This window comes from Amycolatopsis sp. (assembly GCF_036008905.1).
Classification (GTDB): domain Bacteria; phylum Actinomycetota; class Actinomycetes; order Mycobacteriales; family Pseudonocardiaceae; genus Amycolatopsis.
Window position 1 is genome coordinate 1 of record NZ_DASYMU010000044.1, and the last position, 16,508, is coordinate 16,508.

At 69.1% G+C, this 16,508-nt stretch carries 19 protein-coding genes; 7 read left to right on the forward strand and 12 right to left on the reverse strand.

Annotated features, from left to right (window positions below; all coding sequences use genetic code 11):
* Positions 1-252: 252 nt before the first annotated feature.
* Complete coding sequence (locus VGP60_RS08505; protein WP_327547345.1) at positions 253-579, reverse strand: NAD(P)H-binding protein; 327 nt, start codon at positions 577-579, stop codon at positions 253-255.
* Between the two features lie 90 nt (positions 580-669).
* On the opposite strand from VGP60_RS08505, the gene VGP60_RS08510 reads away from it, so the two are divergent.
* The 3 genes from VGP60_RS08510 (at position 670) to VGP60_RS08520 (ending at position 2,954) form a co-directional block, all read left to right on the forward strand.
* The gene (locus tag VGP60_RS08510; protein WP_327547346.1) at positions 670-1,515 is read left to right on the forward strand and encodes a patatin-like phospholipase family protein; all 846 of its coding nucleotides are present in this window, start codon (positions 670-672) and stop codon (positions 1,513-1,515) included.
* Positions 1,516-1,667: 152 nt separating this feature from the next.
* Positions 1,668-2,249 carry a hypothetical protein gene (locus tag VGP60_RS08515; RefSeq protein WP_327547347.1) on the forward strand — a complete coding sequence of 194 codons (582 nt, stop codon included), beginning with the start codon at positions 1,668-1,670 and terminating at the stop codon, positions 2,247-2,249.
* Positions 2,250-2,279: 30 nt separating this feature from the next.
* A complete protein-coding gene (locus VGP60_RS08520) occupies positions 2,280-2,954 on the forward strand; it encodes a CBS domain-containing protein (protein ID WP_327547348.1) in 675 nt (224 codons plus the stop codon).
* Between the two features lies 1 nt (position 2,955).
* Here VGP60_RS08520 and VGP60_RS08525 read toward each other — a convergent pair whose 3' ends face one another.
* Complete coding sequence (locus VGP60_RS08525) at positions 2,956-4,686, reverse strand: GAF domain-containing sensor histidine kinase (protein ID WP_327547349.1); 1,731 nt, start codon at positions 4,684-4,686, stop codon at positions 2,956-2,958.
* Between the two features lie 171 nt (positions 4,687-4,857).
* Here VGP60_RS08525 and VGP60_RS08530 point away from each other — a divergent pair, with 171 nt between their 5' ends.
* Positions 4,858-5,874 carry an Acg family FMN-binding oxidoreductase gene (locus tag VGP60_RS08530; RefSeq protein WP_327547350.1) on the forward strand — a complete coding sequence of 339 codons (1,017 nt, stop codon included), beginning with the start codon at positions 4,858-4,860 and terminating at the stop codon, positions 5,872-5,874.
* A gap of 4 nt (positions 5,875-5,878) precedes the next feature.
* On the opposite strand, the gene VGP60_RS08535 is transcribed toward VGP60_RS08530, so the two are convergent.
* From VGP60_RS08535 to VGP60_RS08545, 3 genes are all read right to left on the reverse strand, one after another.
* Complete coding sequence (locus tag VGP60_RS08535; protein WP_327547351.1) at positions 5,879-6,520, reverse strand: response regulator transcription factor; 642 nt, start codon at positions 6,518-6,520, stop codon at positions 5,879-5,881.
* Positions 6,521-6,638: 118 nt separating this feature from the next.
* Positions 6,639-7,556 (reverse strand): universal stress protein, encoded by a 918-nt coding sequence (locus VGP60_RS08540; RefSeq protein WP_327547352.1) that lies wholly within the window; start codon positions 7,554-7,556, stop codon positions 6,639-6,641.
* A 44-nt stretch (positions 7,557-7,600) separates the two neighbouring features.
* On the reverse strand, positions 7,601-8,215 hold the full coding sequence (locus VGP60_RS08545) for a CBS domain-containing protein (RefSeq protein ID WP_327547353.1): 615 nt from the start codon (positions 8,213-8,215) through the stop codon (positions 7,601-7,603).
* A gap of 151 nt (positions 8,216-8,366) precedes the next feature.
* On the opposite strand from VGP60_RS08545, the gene VGP60_RS08550 reads away from it, so the two are divergent.
* Together VGP60_RS08550 and VGP60_RS08555 are read left to right on the forward strand one after the other, a co-directional pair.
* On the forward strand, positions 8,367-9,371 hold the full coding sequence (locus tag VGP60_RS08550; RefSeq protein WP_327547354.1) for a glycoside hydrolase family 6 protein: 1,005 nt from the start codon (positions 8,367-8,369) through the stop codon (positions 9,369-9,371).
* Between the two features lie 131 nt (positions 9,372-9,502).
* Positions 9,503-9,754: a type B 50S ribosomal protein L31 gene (locus tag VGP60_RS08555; protein ID WP_327547355.1), complete on the forward strand. Its 252-nt coding sequence runs from the start codon at positions 9,503-9,505 to the stop codon at positions 9,752-9,754.
* A 66-nt stretch (positions 9,755-9,820) separates the two neighbouring features.
* Here VGP60_RS08555 and VGP60_RS08560 read toward each other — a convergent pair whose 3' ends face one another.
* The 3 genes from VGP60_RS08560 to VGP60_RS08570 form a co-directional block, all read right to left on the reverse strand.
* The gene (locus VGP60_RS08560; protein WP_327547356.1) at positions 9,821-10,435 is read right to left on the reverse strand and encodes a DUF305 domain-containing protein; all 615 of its coding nucleotides are present in this window, start codon (positions 10,433-10,435) and stop codon (positions 9,821-9,823) included.
* 67 nt (positions 10,436-10,502) lie between these two features.
* Complete coding sequence (locus VGP60_RS08565; protein WP_327547357.1) at positions 10,503-10,757, reverse strand: hypothetical protein; 255 nt, start codon at positions 10,755-10,757, stop codon at positions 10,503-10,505.
* Positions 10,758-11,012: 255 nt separating this feature from the next.
* Positions 11,013-12,059, reverse strand: a complete 1,047-nt coding sequence (locus VGP60_RS08570) for a cation diffusion facilitator family transporter (RefSeq protein ID WP_327547358.1) — start codon at positions 12,057-12,059, stop codon at positions 11,013-11,015.
* 67 nt (positions 12,060-12,126) lie between these two features.
* Here VGP60_RS08570 and VGP60_RS08575 point away from each other — a divergent pair, with 67 nt between their 5' ends.
* A complete protein-coding gene (locus tag VGP60_RS08575; RefSeq protein WP_327547359.1) occupies positions 12,127-12,495 on the forward strand; it encodes a metalloregulator ArsR/SmtB family transcription factor in 369 nt (122 codons plus the stop codon).
* Positions 12,496-12,540: 45 nt separating this feature from the next.
* On the opposite strand, the gene VGP60_RS08580 is transcribed toward VGP60_RS08575, so the two are convergent.
* From VGP60_RS08580 to VGP60_RS08595, 4 genes are read right to left on the reverse strand one after another with little or no spacing between them, the layout of a single operon-like run.
* On the reverse strand, positions 12,541-14,781 hold the full coding sequence (locus tag VGP60_RS08580; RefSeq protein ID WP_327547360.1) for a heavy metal translocating P-type ATPase: 2,241 nt from the start codon (positions 14,779-14,781) through the stop codon (positions 12,541-12,543).
* A gap of 23 nt (positions 14,782-14,804) precedes the next feature.
* Positions 14,805-15,752 carry a hypothetical protein gene (locus VGP60_RS08585; RefSeq protein WP_327547361.1) on the reverse strand — a complete coding sequence of 316 codons (948 nt, stop codon included), beginning with the start codon at positions 15,750-15,752 and terminating at the stop codon, positions 14,805-14,807.
* Between the two features lie 43 nt (positions 15,753-15,795).
* Complete coding sequence (locus tag VGP60_RS08590; protein ID WP_327547362.1) at positions 15,796-16,002, reverse strand: copper ion binding protein; 207 nt, start codon at positions 16,000-16,002, stop codon at positions 15,796-15,798.
* Between the two features lie 36 nt (positions 16,003-16,038).
* Positions 16,039-16,320, reverse strand: coding sequence for a metal-sensitive transcriptional regulator (locus VGP60_RS08595; RefSeq protein ID WP_327547381.1), 282 nt, complete (start codon positions 16,318-16,320; stop codon positions 16,039-16,041).
* Positions 16,321-16,508: the final 188 nt, after the last annotated feature.

The following is a 16,508-nucleotide window of genomic DNA, read 5'->3' on the forward strand; positions in this document are numbered from 1 at the left end:
GCGTCGTCAAACGACGGCAAGTCGGAGCGAAACTCACCAAACGAGCCGACCACCGAGAAGCAAGGTACGCGGACCCACCGAACATCCGGCTGACACCTCGGGCAGCTTAAGTCAGTGGCATTGCTGTCGACAGATGGCGAAGGTCGTTGAGACACGCTAAATTTGCCTTTGCCTACCGCGGCGCCCTCGAGAGACAGGTTCTCCCCGGCCGGTACGCGCGGCCGGCCTTGCCCGGGATCCGGACCGGCACCATCACCCGGCGTTTGCCCCGCGCCCCGATGACCGAGATGTACACCAGGTGCCGGACCCCGGCTCGCGACGCGGCCGCACCAGGTTCCGTGTGGCCACGTCGTCGCCCTTGGGGCCGCCCGCCAGGTGCAGGACGACCTCGGCGCCGTCCACCGCGGCCTCGATCCCCTCGTCCTTCAGCAGGTCACCGGCGACGTACTCGATCCCGTCGCCTGACTCGTGAGCACGCCGGCTGAGCACGCGCACGGTGAAACCGGCGTCCAGCAGCAGTGGTGTGACAAGGCGTCCCAGTGTCCCGGTTCCTCCGGTGAGCAGGATGCGTTTCGTCATGGTCGTTCTCCCTGTTCGTCAGCGGTTTCGGTGCGCCGTTTCGATGACTCCCGGCGGCCAGGAAACGTGACCGGTGGAATGATCGGACCCATGACACGTGCAGTGGTACTCGGTGGCGGCGGAGTGGCCGGCATCGCTTGGGAAACCGGGGTGCTGGCCGGCCTCGCGGACGAAGGTGTGGACCTCACGAAAGCGGATCTGGTGGTGGGCACCTCGGCGGGATCCGCCGTCGCCGCGCAGCTGACCAGTGGCCTCGACCTGGCAGAGCTGTTCCGCCGCCAGGTGGATCCGGACGCGCAGTCCCCGGAGATCCCGGCGGAGTTCGACCCCGAAAAGATCGCCGAGATCTTCGGTCTCGGCGGCGAAGACACCGCGGACACAGTGGACAGGACCGAGCTGCGCCGCCGCATCGGCAACGCCGCGCTGCTCGCCGAAACGGTTACGGAGCAACGTCGTCGTGACGTCATCGCGGCCCGGCTGCCGGTGCACACGTGGCCCTCGGCCAGGTTGCTGATCGTGGCCGTGGACGCCACGACCGGCGAGGAACGGATCTTCGACGCCGCCGGCGGTGTCCCACTGGTCGACGCCGTCGCCGCCAGCTGTGCGGTGCCCGGGATCTGGCCGCCGGTGACCATCGGGGGCGCCCGCTACGTCGACGGCGGCCTGCGGTCCGCGGAGAACGCCGACCTGGCCCACGGCCACGACGTCGTGCTGGTGTTCCAGGCGATGCGGGTGCCCGGGATGGACGACCTGGACGCACAGGTCGAAACCCTGCGGCAGCAGGGCTCGGCCGTGCTCGTGATCACCGCCGACGAGCAGAGCGTCGACGCGATCGGCATCAACCCGCTGGATCCCACGACCAGGGAGGCGGCCGCCCGCGCGGGGCGGCGCCAAGGTGCCGGTGTCGCCGCCACGATCGCGCGGACCTGGTCATGAGCTTCGCCAGCTGTCGACAGATGGCGATCTCTTAGGCCCGTAAGAGATCGCAGAAGCTCACCGAAGTCCTTTCGGCAGAGGCATTTCGGCACCAGCGCTCCGCACCGGCGGCGCCCGATACTTCGGGGGCCAACTGGAAAAGGAGACACAAGATGTCGATCCAACACCGCACAACGACGAGAGTCGCACCCGCCCAAGACGCCGCCGAAGCCGCCATTCCCTTGGGCGCCAAGGTGCTCGCGGCCTTGCGCATCGTGATGGGACTGACGTTTTTGTGGGCCTTCGCCGACAAGACCTTCGGACTCGGTTACACGACAAGCCCGGCACAAGCCTGGGTCAACGGGGGCTCACCCACCAAAGGATTCCTCGGCCATGTCGAAGTCGGTCCGTTCCAGACGATGCTGCGGAGCTGGGCGGGTGCCGACTGGGCGAACTGGCTGTTCATGATCGCGTTGCTCGGCATCGGCCTGGCCCTGCTGTCCGGGATCGGCCTGCGCTTGGCGGCGATCGGGGGCGGGACGCTGCTCGCGTTCATGTGGATCGCCGAGTGGCCGCCCGCCCGGCAGACGTCGTCCGGCGCGGCGTCCTCGTCGACGAACCCGCTGATCGACTACCACCTCGTCTACCTCGTGGTGCTCATCGCTCTTGCCGTGTACGCCGCGGGCAACACCTGGGGATACGGGCGACAGTGGGCGAAACTGGACGTCGTCCGCCGCTACCGCTGGTCGCGCTGAGCCATGACACAGTCCACAAAGGATCATGCGATGCGGAAGACGACTGTCGGCGAAGTGATGACCGGGAACGTGGTCACCACGACCCCGGGGACACCTTTCAAGGAGGTCATCGAACTGATGATCGGTGCGGGCGTCAGCGCGATGCCGGTGGTCGACGGCGACGGCACCTTGCTCGGGGTCGTCTCCGAAGCCGATTTGCTGCACAGACAGGAACATCAGGACGGCAGCAGGCCCTCGATCTTCGCGGGACGCCGGGCGCACGAACTGTGGCGCAAGGCCGCGGGACGGACGGCGGCCGAGGTGATGACCGCACCGGCGCTGACCGTGGACTCCGGGGCGTCACTGCCCGCGGCCGCCCGGGTACTGGCACAGTCCGGAGTTCACCGCCTGTGCGTTGTCGACGGTGGCAAGCTGGTCGGTGTGCTGGCCCGCCGGGATCTGCTGCGCGCCTTTCTTCGTACCAGCAAGGATATCCAGGCCGAGATCGACCATGATGTGTTCGACGGCGCCTTGCACGCCAACAGAAACTACGTCCGGGCGACCGTGGAGCACGGCGTGGTCCTGCTGACCGGGCGGTTGGAGTACGAAGGTGACGTGGCCACCGCGGTCCGGCTGATCCGGTCCGTTCCCGGTGTGGTGGAAGTGAAGAACCGGCTCGACTACGTCTGGAACGGCGCCGGCGGGCATGCCGAAGTCCCGGTGTGACTCACGGCATCGGAACCGTCCACACCAGGCGCGTCCCGCCACTGCCCACTCGCTCCACTGTGCACTGTCCACCCGCGTCCGCGGCGCGCTGCCGAAGGTTGTGCAGCCCGCTGCGGGCAACGGTGTCCGGGATGCCGACACCGTTGTCGCTCACGTCGATGACCAGGTTGTCGTCCACGGAGATGGTCACCACCAGCTCCTGGGCCCTGGCATGGCGCACGGCATTGCTGACAGCCTCGCGCAGGACGGCCACGGCATGTTCCCCGAGAGCGGCGGGCACCACGTTCAGCGGACCGGACATCCGGATCGTGGGCCGCAACGCGGTGTCGTCGGTCAACCCGGTGATCACCTCGTGCAGCATGGCGCGCAGCCGCGGTGTCTCACCGGAATCGGCCTGCAGGTCGAAAATCGCGGTGCGGATGTCCTGGATGACCTCGTGCAGCTGGTCGATGTGCTCGGTCAGCCGTTCGGCCACGACTGGGGCCTTCGCCGCCTTCCGGTGGGTGCCCTGCATGCCCAGCCCGATCGCGAACAGCCGTTGGATGACGTGGTCGTGCAGGTCGCGGGCGATCCGGTCACGGTCGGCCAGCACACCCAGTTCCTGGCGCGCCACCTGACTTTCGGCGCGCTGCAACGCCAACGCGGCCTGGTCCGCGAACGAGGCCCCGACCTGGAATTCGAGCTCGTCGAACCCGGGCGCCCCCGCGGCACGCACGGCCAGCAGCACACCGGAGATCGACTCCCCCGCGCCCAGCGGCAAGGCGAGAGCCGGGCCGAGGTCCACCCCCAGCCCGTGGGCGAAGTCGAACGCGAGTTGCGACACGTTACGCGGAACCCGGTCGGCGAACACCGCGCCGAAGGTGGAACCCGCGATCGGGATCTTCCGGCCGGCCACGGTGTCGGCCCCCGGGCCCGCACAGACGGTCACGGTGAGTTCGGTGACCGCCGAGGGCGCCGATTCCAGATCACCGGGTACCGCGATGAACGTGTAGTCCGCGCCGGTCAGTTCCAGCGCGCGCCCGGCGATCAGGCGCAGCGCCTCGCTCGGGTCGCTGGCGCCCAGCAGTTCGGCGGAGATCTCGCCGATGGCCTCCAGCCATCGCTGCCGGCGACGGGCCTCCTCGTACAGGCGGGCGTTGTCCACCGCGATCCCCGCCGCCCCGGCCAGCGCCTGCACGACCACTTCGTCGTCTTCGGTGAACCCCGTGCCGTTGTTCTTCTCGGTCAGATACAGGCGTCCGAAAATCTCACCGCGAGCCCGGATCGGCACGCCGAGGAAGGTACCCATCGGCGGATGGCCGGGCGGGAACCCGACCGACGCCGGATGCCGGGAAAGATCGGCCAGGCGCAACGGCTTGGGGTCCTCCAGCACGACACCGAGGACACCGTGCCCGGTCGGCAGCGGCCCGATGAGCTCCCGGGTGTCGTCGTCGATGCCGACATGGACGAACTGGACCAGCATCCCGTCCGCGCCGAGCACCCCGAGCGCGCCGTACCGGGCGTCCACCAGGTCGACGGCCGCCCGCACGATCTGCCGCAGCGTCGCGTCCAGTTCGAGCCCCGACGAAACGGAGAGGACCGCTTCGAGCAGTCCGTCCATCCGGTCCCGCGTCCCGACGATCTCCTCGATCCGGTCCTGAACTTCGGCCAGTAGCGCCCGCAACCGCCGCTGGGACAGCGTCTCGGCCACTTTGGGCGATCCGTCGTCTGCGGGTACCACGGGGGTTGTCACGACCTCACTGTCGCACGTCCGGTCGGCTGCCCGGGGTTTTCGGGCGACCGTGGTGACTTTGGCCCTCGGGCCAGGGACGTTCGGCTCTGTGCTCGCGCCCCTGTCCGGACGGACAGTGGAAGCAGGAATCTTCCCGGTTTTCCGGGACACCGCAACGAAAGAAGCCAGGCCATGAACACGAACGTCATCCCCGTGGGCAGTCTCGGCGGCGAGCAGGTCCAGTCGGTGCTGACCTCGGCCACGGCCGCACCCTCGTTGCACAACAGTCAGCCCTGGCGTTTCCGCCTCACCCCGGCGGCCATCGAACTGTACGCGGACACCACGCGCGCCGTGGGCGTTGCCGACCCCCAGCACCGCGAGCTGCTGCTGTCCTGTGGTGCGGCCCTGCTGAACCTCCGGGTGGCGATCCGCGCGCTGGGCGTGCACCCGGACGTCCAGCTCCTCCCGGACACCGCCCGGCCGGACCTGCTCGCCGTCGTGCGACCGCAAGGCCACAGCGTCGTCACGCCGCTCGACCGCAGGCTGGCCGCGGCGATCGGCCACCGGCGCACCAACCGCATGCCGTTCAGCTCCACGAAGGTCGACGCGTCACTGCTCGACGGGCTGCGGCAGGTCGCCAAGCTCGAACAGTCCTGGATGGCCACGCCCGACGCCGCGCGGCTGCCGCTCCTCCGCACGCTCATCCGGCAGGCGCACGAAACCCAGCAGCGCGATCCGGCGTTCGTCGGCGAATGGTCGCACTGGACCGGCCGCGGCCCGGACTCGCCGGACGGAGTGCCGTCCCGCACCGCGGGCCCGCTGCCCGAAGACCAGGACGAGTGGGTGCTGCGGGACTTCAGCGACGGGCAGGCGCGCCCGCGGGTGAACGGGAAGGACTTCGAGCCGAACCCGGCGATCGCGGTCATCGGCACCTTCCACGACCTGCCACTCGCCCACTTGCAAGCGGGACAAGGCATGCAGCGGGTCCTGCTCACCGCGACGGCCGACGGGCTCTCCGCGTCGTTCCTCTCGGCGGTGGTGGAGGTGACGGAGACGCGCAAGCAACTCCGCGATCTGGTCGTCGGCGGATTGTGGCCGCAGGCCGTGCTGCGACTCGGCTACGGCTCACCCGTGCCGGCGACACCACGGCGCGAGCTCGAAGACATGCTCGACGGCGGACAGCGGGTGGCCAATTCGGCCCGGACGTGACGGTTCACGTCGTGCGATGGTCCCGGAGTTCGGTGGCCAGCACGGCGGCCTGGGTGCGCCGCTGCATGCCGAGTTTGGCGAGCAGCCGGGAAACATAGTTCTTGACGGTCTTCTCGGCCAGGAACATGCGCTCGGCGATCTGCCTGTTCGTCAGCCCTTCCCCGATGAGATCGAGCAGCGTGCGTTCCCGCTCACTCAGCTCGTCGAGCGGGCCGGCCTTCGCCACACTGGCCCGCAGCCGGTTCATCAGGGCCGCGGCGGCGCGGTTGTCCAGCAGTGACCGGCCCTCCCCGACCGCGCGGACGGCGGCGACCAGTTCCATGCCCTTGATGTCCTTGATGACGTATCCCCCGGCGCCGGCGAGGATCGCCTCCATCATCGCTTCCTCATCGGTGTAAGACGTCAGCATCAGGCAGTTCAAGCCCGGAAGCGCCGACCGCAGCTCACGGCAAAGCTCGACGCCGCTGCCGTCGGGCAGCCGGACGTCGAGCAGCACGATGTCGGGCCCGGCAGCGGGGATCCGGGCGAGCGCCTCGGAGACCGAGGCCGCCTCACCTATCACCACGAGGTCCGGTTCGTCGTCGAGAAGGTCGGCCACGCCACGCCGCACCATTTCGTGGTCGTCGACCAGGAAAACCTTCAGCACAGGACACTCCTCGGGCCACCCGACGGTCCCGGCCTGGTCGGCCGGGACCCACCTGTTCGAGGCTACGTCGCGTGAGCTCCCTGTGCGCTGCCGAACGTCCTCGTCCGCGGGACCAAAGTCACCAGCTGGAACGGGCGGTGTCCGGCCGGACGACCAGCAGGGGGCACGGAGCGTGGTGCATCAGGGCCTGACTGGTCGAGCCCTGCACCATGCCGGCGAACCCGCCCCGGCCCCGGCTGCCGACTACCAGCAGCTGGGCGTCTTCGGCGAGCTCCAGCAGGCAATGCGCCGGCCGGTCCCTCGTGACCACGCGCCGCACGGTGACCTCCGGGTACTTCTCCTGCCAGCCCGCGAGCCGTTCGGCCAGCACCGCGTTCTCCCGGGCTTCGATGTCTTCCCAGGCGGGGAAGTACTGCTGGGCGTAGAAGTACTCGATATCCGACGAGAACTCCAGCCACGTGTGCACAGCCACCAGCTCGGCGCGCCGCGACGAAGCCTCCCCGAAAGCCAGCGCGACCGCGGCTTCACTCGCGGGCGAGCCGTCCACCCCGACGACGACCGGGCCTTCCGAGGGCGGTGCGTCGTCGGCCTTGCGCCCGCGGATCACCGCGACCGGGCAGTGGCCGTGGGCCACCAGCGCGACGGCCGTCGACCCGATCAGCATGCCGGTGAATCCACCGTGCCCCCGGGAACCGAGCACGACCAGGCGCGCTGTCTTGGACTCCTGCAGCAGCGCCGGCACCGCGTCGGCGGTCGCCAGGTGCACCTGGACGTCGGCCTCGGGGTGCGCGGCCACGATCGCGGCCTGCGCTTCGGTGAGCCGCCGCCGTCCCTCGGCTTCCAGTGCCTCGAGGAACTCGTCGGTCGGACCGAACCCACCGACGTACGCGGCCAAGGACACGTTCGCGGCGTGCACCAGCCTCAGCGGCACGCGCCGGTGGGTGGCTTCGGCCGCGGCCCAGTGCGCGGCTCTCAGTGAGGACGGCGATCCGTCCACACCGGCGACGATCGGATGGGTGAAGACGTCACTGGTCATCGAAACTCCTCGTTGGCGGTAAAGCGGTTGGTGGTGAAGGAAAGTCAGTCGTCGGCGGACTGGCTCGTGACATCCACCGCGGTCGCCCCGGGGACCGCGGCGGCCAGTACGCCCGCGACATGGCGGTCGGTCGCGTTGTCGAACTCGTCGCCGATGGACACCGCGCCGTCGTGCACCTCGACGGTCCACCGGTCGGGTCCGCCGTACATCGACAACCGGTGGCGCACGTCGTCGGTGATCGCCTTGTCGTCGCGGCCGAACACTCGCATCAGGTCCCGCCGGGTGACGACACCGACGACACGGGAGCCGTCGACGATCGGCATGCTGCGCACACGGTCGGTCAGCATCACGGTCACGAGGTCGACGACGTCGGCACCTGCCCCCATGCCGATCGCCGGGGTGGTCATGACCTCGCCCACGATCGCCGGCGGCGCGTTCCCGGCAGTGCCGTCGTCGTCGGCGGGGTGGTGACGGGGATCGCGCGGGAACCGGTCCCGGATCAGATCGGCTTCGGTCACGACGCCGACGAGGCGGTCATCGTCGTCGAGGACCGGCAATGCGGTGAAACCGTGGGACGCCAACAGCCGCGCCGCTTCTTTCGCCGTGGTCCGTGGTGTCACAGAGACCACCGGGGTGCTCATCAGGTCGCGGGCTCGCATCAGGTGATTCCCTTCTCAGTCGGTCACTTCCGACGCTAGGCGCGACGCGGATGGCGCCGCTGCGGTCGTAGGTCACCGCCGCCGGGGACTTCCGCCCTCAGCTGTCCCGGTTTATACGAATCGTGTATCCGCGCTGTCCAAGATCCGGGTTATGAGAGGGAACTCGAACACTCGCCGAAGGCCCCGCTGGTCCACCGGCTTCGTCGCCGCGTCGATGCTGCTGGCGGGGCTCGCCGCGGGGCCGGCGGAAGCGCGGGAGACCGTCGCCGCGGGCAATCCGCTGGAGATGTCCAACGGCTTCTACGCCGACCCTGACTCCAACCCGGCCGTGTGGGCCCGCGACCACGCCGGGGACGCGCGCGCCGCCACCATCAAGTCGGCGATCGCCGCCAAACCGGGGGCCCGCTGGTTCGGGAACTGGAGCGGGGACATCGGCAAGGCGGTGGACTCCTTCACCTACGCCGCCGACGTCGTCGAGAAGCTGCCGATCCTGGTCGCGTACAACGTGCCCGGCCGCGACTGCGGCGGCGATTCCGGCGGCGGGGCGGGCAGTCCGGAGGCCTATCGCACCTGGATCTCCGCGTTCGCCGCCGGTATCGGCGGGAAGCCCGCGGTGGTGATCGTCGAACCGGACGCGCTGGCGCAGCTCGACTGCCTGCCCAGCGACGCCGCCCGGCAGACCCGGCAGGATCTGCTGCGCTACGCCGCCACGCAGTTCGCGCAGAAGGCGCCGAACACCTGGGCCTACGTCGACGGCGGCAACGCCACCTGGATCCCGGCCGCGACCATGGCGGCGCGGCTGGACGCGATCGGCGTGCGGACCGTGCGTGGCTTCACCCTCAACGTCTCGAACTTCCACTCCACCGCAGACTCGGTGGCCTACGGCAAGGCGGTGAACGCCGCATTGTCCGGTCGCTACGGCTACAGCGTCCAGTTCGTCGTGGACACGAGCCGCAACGGCAACGGCGCAGGCGGCGAATGGTGCAATCCCGCCGGGCGGAAGCTCGGTGTCCCGTCACAGGTCGGCGGCGGAGCGGAAATGCTGCTGTGGAGCAAGGTTCCCGGTGACTCGGACGGCGACTGCGGTGTCGGCAAGGGCGTTCCGGCCGGCACGTTCAGCCCGGATCTCGCGATGCGGCTGATCAACGGGACCTGAGTCGTGGATCACTTCCCCGGTGGCATCACATCGCCGTCCTTCCTTGTTATGCCCCTCAGAGAGCCGAAACCGCCGGAATCTTCGGCCGGGCGTCGACTCCACGGAAGTGTTCACGGAAGGAACGAACCCTGATGCGACAAGGCATTCACCCCGATTACCACCGCGTGGTCTTCCAGGACAACACCAGTGGACAGGCGTTCCTGACCCGCTCGACGGTCAACTCCGAGCGCACCATCGAATGGGCCGACGGCAACACCTACCCGTTGGTGAACGTGGACGTCAGCTCGACCTCCCACCCGTTCTGGACGGGCACGCAGCGCGTCCTGGACACCGCCGGCCAGGTCGAGAAGTTCCACCGCCGCTACGGCAAGCGCGCCAAGTAACCCCCACCACGACACCAGCGCCCGGGGAATGTGCCGACACATTCCCCGGGCGCTTTCACGTGCCGGTCATGGTTGGGCGAGCAGGGCGTTCATGGTCGTGATCTCCGACTGCTGAGTATCGACGATCCGCTGCGCCAGCTGCTTGGCGTCCACATCGGAGCCTTGCGCCAGCTCGGTTTTCGCCATGTCGACCGCGCCCTGGTGGTGGCGGATCATCAGCTCCAGCCAGAGCCGGTCGAACTCGGCGTCCTTGACCTCGCCGAGCTTGGCCATGTCGTCCGCCGACATCGAGCCCGCCATCGTGCCGTGGTCCGTGTCCGGCATGCCGTCGTGTCCCATGGCGCTGGACGGTGCCGGAGCTCCCCAGGCCCGCAACCACCCGGTCATAGTCTGGATCTCCGGGTCCTGCGCCCGCCGGATCCCGTCGGCGAGGTCGAGAATCCGCTGGTTTCCGGTCTGTGACGGGACGACCAAGGCCATCTCGACCGCCTGCTGGTGATGCGGGATCATCTGCTGCGCGAAGGCGATGTCCGCCTGGTTGTGCCCGATCTGCGGCGCCGGCGCCGAGACGCTCGCCCCGGTTCCTGTTCCCTGCTGCGGCTGATCGCTGCTGCTGCAGCCCGCCAGCAACGCGCCCGCGGCCAAAACGGGCAGCACGAATCCCATGGTCTTGCTGAACATGTGTTTTCCTCGATCTCTGAGTTGCGGTCATGACGGAAGCCGCCGCGAACACGCGGCGGTGGACCTGTCAGATCCGCAACACACAGAAGGCCGAGAGAATGTCGCGCCCAGGTCTCAGCGGAGGCGGCCGGGCCGCGGCAACGCCTCGCATCCGCGGGATAAGCGGGGACGCGTTCGTGTTCACCGAGCGCAGCAGCCACAAGGCCAGCGCCAGTGCGACGACGGCGCCGAGCACGGCGAGGCAGAGATGCAGCGCGGAGTGGTCCATACCCGAGTCGTGCGAATCACCCGGGGCCGCCACGGGTGGCCCCGCCGCAGCCACGACTTCATGGTGCATCGAAGGAGACATCTCAGCCACACCAACGTGGTGCATGGCGACAAGCCCCCAGGCGAGTGCGCACAACAGCGCCCATCGCGCCCAGGTGCCCGCTCCTCGCCGAGTCATGCCCACACCGTAACCCGTGACGATCCGGGCGCGCCCCACCGGGGAGGTATACCCCGCTGGCGTATCCCCGGACGAGCGTCGGTGAAGCGATACGACGCCACCGGCGGCGGCCCGCGCTTCCGAGGCGAACGCTCAGTGGTGATGTGCCAGCGTGTCGTGGACTACGTTGGCGCCGACAGCCGGTTCGGTGTGCACGACAGCTGAAGTCAGGCGCGGAACAGCGTGCACCAGACGATGTTCGACGTCGTGTGCGATGCGGTGGGCGTCTTCCACGCTCAGCGCCGCCTCGACCGTGACGGCGAGTTCGGCGCGCAGGGTGTGCCCGATCCACCGCACCCGCACGTCGCCGGCGCCCAGCACTCCGGACGTCTCGCGGGCGGTGTGCTCGACGAGGTCGACAGTCGCTGGATCCACGGCGTCCATGAGGCGCCGGAACACTTCCTTGGCGGCATCGCGCAGGACGAAGAGGATCGCCACGGTGATTCCCAGCCCGATGATCGGGTCGGCCAGCGGGAAGCCCAGCGCCACACCGCCCGCGCCGAGCACCACCGCCAACGAGGTGAAGCCGTCGGTGCGGGCGTGCAGGCCGTCGGCGACCAGCGCGGCGGACCCGATCTCGCGGCCGACGCTGATCCGGAAACGGGCGACGATCTCGTTGCCGGCGAACCCGATCACCCCGGCCGCCGCGACGACCCAGAGGTGGCTCACCGGCTGCGGATTGACGAGACGCAGCACCGATTCGTACCCGGCGAACGCGGCCGACGCGGCGATGATCAAGACCACGACCAGCCCTGCGAGGTCTTCGGCGCGGCCGAGTCCGTAGGTGTAGCGGCGCGTCGCGACCCGGCGGCCGAGGACGAACGCGATCCCGATGGGCAGGGCGGTCAGCGCGTCGGCGAAGTTGTGGATCGTGTCGCCCAGCAGCGCCACCGAGCCGGTGAACAGCACGATCACCAGCTGGGCCACGGCGGTGACGAACAGGGCGGCGAAGGACCAGATCAGGGTCCGTATGCCACGTTTGCTGGTCTCCAGTGCGGTATCGAGCCTGTCCGCGCTGTCATGACTGTGCGGGGTCACGGCGTGCCGCAAGCGGCCCCACACCGATGTGCGCGGACGCGAGAGGCCGCCGTGCCCGTGCGCATGGCCGTGCGCATGGCCGTGACCGTGTTCTTCACCCATGAACGAGCACAGTACCATCGTACCTGCGTAGGAATGCAGGTACGCACCAATGGAGTAGCCTGGCCGTATGCACACGTCCCAGCCCGAGTTCGACATGCCGGGAGACGAACAAGTCCATCTCGCCGCCGAATCGTTCCGCCTGCTGGCCGACCCCACGCGTATCAAGGTCCTCTGGGCGCTTTTGCAGGGCGAGTCCTCCGTGGCGTGCCTCGCCGAACTCGCCGGAGCCGCGCCGACGGCGGTCAGCCAGCACCTCGCGAAACTTCGGCTCGCCGGCCTCGTCAAGGGCCGCCGCGAGGGCACGTACATCTACTACTCCGCCGCGAACGACCACGTGCGAAGCCTGCTCTCCCAGGCGTTGTTCCACGCCGACCACATCGACCGCGACCTCCCCGCCGCGGGACACGCCGTGCCGCACCATCCCGCCGGAAACTGACTCACCCGTCGTCCACTGTGGACGACGGGTGAGTTCTTCCCGGGTTCAGCTGCCGCGGAAACCCTTGAGCCGCAGGCTGTTGCTGACGACGAACACCGAACTGAACGCCATCGCCGCACCGGCGATCATCGGGTTGAGCAGCCCGGCCGCGGCCAGCGGCAGCGCGGCGACGTTGTAGGCGAACGCCCAGAACAGGTTGCCCTTGATGATGCGCAGGGTCCGGCGCGACAACCGGATGGCGTCCACCGCGGCCCGCAGGTCACCACGGACCAGCGTGATGTCACTGGCTTCGATGGCGACATCGGTACCCGTGCCCATCGCCAAGCCCAAGTCGGCTTTGGCGAGCGCGGCCGCGTCGTTGACGCCGTCGCCGATCATGGCGACGACCTTGCCTTCCCGCTGCAGCCGGGTGATCACGTCGACCTTGCCGGAGGGCAGGACCTCGGCGATCACCTCGTCGATGCCGACCTCGGCCGCCACCGCGCGGGCCACGGCCTCGTTGTCCCCGGTGAGCAGCACCGGTGTCAGTCCCAGCGCGCGCAACCGCGTGATGGCTTCCGACGATGTCGTCTTCACTGTGTCGGCGACGACCAGAACCGCACGGACCTGCCCGTCCCAGCCGACCACGACCGCCGTGCGCCCGAGCTTCTCCTCGGCCGCTTTCGCCTCGGCGAGCGCCTCGGGCAGGTGCTGGCTCCACTGTTCCAGCAGCGTGGCGCGCCCGACCAGTACCGCCGAGCCGTCGACGATTCCTTGTACTCCCAAGCCTTCGAGGTTGGTGAACTCCTCGACGCCGGGGAGCTCGCCGACCTTGTCCCGTGCCGCGTGGGCGATGGCCTGCGCGATCGGGTGCTCGGACGCGTTCTCCAGCGCACCCGCCAGCCGGAGCGCCTCGTCGATGTCGACGCCGTCGGCGACGTGGACCTCGACCAGCGCCATCTGGCCGGTGGTGACGGTGCCGGTCTTGTCCAGCACCACGGTGTCGACCTTGTGCGTGGACTCGAGGACTTCCGGGCCCTTGATCAGGATTCCGAGCTGGGCCCCGCGGCCGGTGCCGACGAGCAACGCCGTCGGCGTCGCCAGCCCGAGTGCGCACGGGCAGGCGATGATCAGCACGGCGACCGCGGCGGTGAAGGCGGCCGACGTCGATCCCCCGGCACCGAGCCAGAACGCCAGGGTGCCGGCGGCGAGTGCGATCACGATCGGCACGAACACCGCCGAGACCTGGTCCGCCAGTCGCTGGACCTGCGCCTTGCCGGTTTGCGCGTCCTCGACGAGCTTGGCCATCTGCGCCAGCTGTGTGTCCGCGCCGATCCGCGTCGCGCGGACGACGAGCCTGCCGCCCGCGTTCACCGTCGCGCCGACGACAGCGTCTCCCGGGCCGACCTCGACGGGCACGCTCTCACCGGTGAGCATGCTCGCGTCGACCGCGGAGCTGCCCTCGGCGATGACGCCGTCAGTGGCGATCTTCTCCCCCGGCCGGACGACGAACAGGTCGCCCACGGCCAGCTCTCCGGTCGGGATGCGCTGCTCACGCCCGTCCCGGAGCACGGCGACCTCTTTGGCCCCCAGCTCGAGCAGCGCCCGCAGCGCGGCTCCTGCCCGGCGCTTCGACTTCGCTTCGAAGTAGCGCCCGGCGAGGATGAAGGTGGTGACACCGGCGGCGACTTCGAGGTAGATGTTGCCGTCGCCGGACATCCGCTGGACGGTCAGTTCGAAGGGATGTGTCATCCCCGGTGTGCCCGCGCTGCCGAGCAGCAGCGCGTACAGCGACCAGCCGAACGCGGCGAGGGTGCCCATCGAGATGAGGGTGTCCATGGTGGCCGCGCCGTGGCGCAGGTTCGCCCACGCCGCCTGGTGGAACGGCCACGCCGCCCACACGATCACCGGCGCCGCCAGCATCAGGGAGATCCACTGCCAGTAGGTGAACTGGAGCGCGGGCACCATCGCCAGCACGATCACGGGCACGGACAGCACGGCCGAACCGATCAGCCGTTGCCTGAGCGGCGACGTCGGGTCGGGCTCTTCCGGCACTGTCTCTTCGGACACCGGAACCGCCGCCGAGTACCCGGCGGCTTCGACCTGTTCGATCAGCTGCCGCGGCTCGATTCCTTCGCCGTAGAAGACTTTGGCCTTTTCCGTGGCGTAGTTGACGGTGGCGGTGACCCCGTCCAGTTTGTTCAGTTTCTTCTCGATGCGCATCGCGCAGGACGCGCAGGTCATCCCGCTGATCGCCAGTTCGATTTCGGCGGTTGCGGTGGTTTCCTGGTGCAGATCTGAAGTCATGACTCGTTCCCCGATTCCGCGGCTCAGCCGTGTGCGCCGTGGCCGTCGCCGGCCGCGGGTGGCTGCTGGGTGGGCACAGAGGCTCCGCTGGTGGCCACGGTGAACTCGGCCGTCCGGACCTTGTCGTCGTGCCGGAAGTCCAGGAACAGCCGGTACGTTCCGGCCGACGGGACCTCCGCGTAGAAGACCACCGACGGACCGGCGGGCGTCTTGCCGTCGCCGGGCGTGCCGTCCGGGTGCACGTGGAGATAGGCGAGGTCGCCGCCGCGCAGCGCGACGAGATGCCCGTAGGCGCCAAGGTACGGCTGGAGGTCGGTCACCTCACGACCGTCCTTGGTCACGGTCAGCGTCACCTTCGACGACTGCCCGGCAGTCAGCTCGCCGTCCAGGCGAACCCGGAAGCCGTCCACTTCGGACACTCGCGACGCCGCGTAGGCCACAGGCTGGAAGTCGCCCGGGACGACGAGGTCGACGCCGAGCGTCGTCGGTTGTCCGCCAGTCGGCGCGAAGTCGGCGAAGGCGCGGTAACTACCCGCCTGCGGCAACGTGAGCTGGACGGTCCAGGTGCCGTCGGCCCCCAGGTCCGGATGCACGTGCTGGAACCCCGCGGTATCGCGGCGCACCACGATCAGGTGCATGCGCTTCTCGTGTTCGACGTCGTACGCGGTGACCGGTAGCCCGTCAGGACCGCTGATACGGAAGGAAAAGGTGCTGCTTGCCGCCGGTGTCAGCGTCGTGGCGGTGGGCGTGAGGGTGTATCCGCCCAGTGACGACGCCAGCCCACCGGGCTGGTCTTTCGATGCGGCCTCCGCGACGGTGTCGCTGTGGGTGCCCTCGTGCCCGGCTTCCTCGCCGCCGAGCGCGCCGGCTTCGCCGGTGAAGGGACCGACAGCGGTGCCGGTCGCCCAGGCGCCACCGGCGACCAGGACGAGCGCCGCACCGTAGGCGGAGAGCTTCGCTGCTGTGTTCATTTTTCGTCCTCGCAGCGGGCGGGTGCCCGCGGATGGGGGCGGCCTAGGCCGCGAGCTCGTATCCGGCTTCTTCGACGGCGGCGCGCACGTCCGCGTCGCCGAGTTCGGTCGCGCTGCTGACGGTGACCGCACCCGTTTTCAGGTCCACAGTGACGTTCTCGACGCCGTCGAGCTTGCCGACCTCCTCGGTGACCGCGCGCACGCAGTGCTCACAGGTCATGCCGGTCACGGTGTAGATGCTTTCGCTCATCGATCGATCTCCTCGCGGGATGGGTGTTTTCTGTGGTCAGGAACGCACAAGGCGGGCGATCGCGTCGCTGGCTTCCTTGATCTTCTCGGTCGCCGTGTCGCCACCGGCGGCGATCGCCTCGGAGACGCAGTGCTTGAGGTGCTCGTCCATCAGGCCGAGCGAGACCGCCTGGAGCGCCTTCGTGGCGGCGGAGACCTGCGTGAGGATGTCGATGCAGTATTCGTCGCCCTCGACCATCCGCTGCAACCCGCGGATCTGGCCCTCGACCCGGCGCAACCGGACCAGGTAGTCGTCCTTCGCTTCGCTGTAACCGTGCATGCGCGTCCCTTCCATGACCCTATTTAATACCCATAGGGGGTACCCGTGTCAACCGATTCGGCACCCATCGAACCCCGGGGGCGGAGACGTGAGTCACGCCAAGCGAACGGGCAGACCGAAGCGAAGGGCAGGCCCAACCAAGCGGGTGGCTCGTGAGTGGCTACGAGTGTTAGAACACTTGCTGCCAC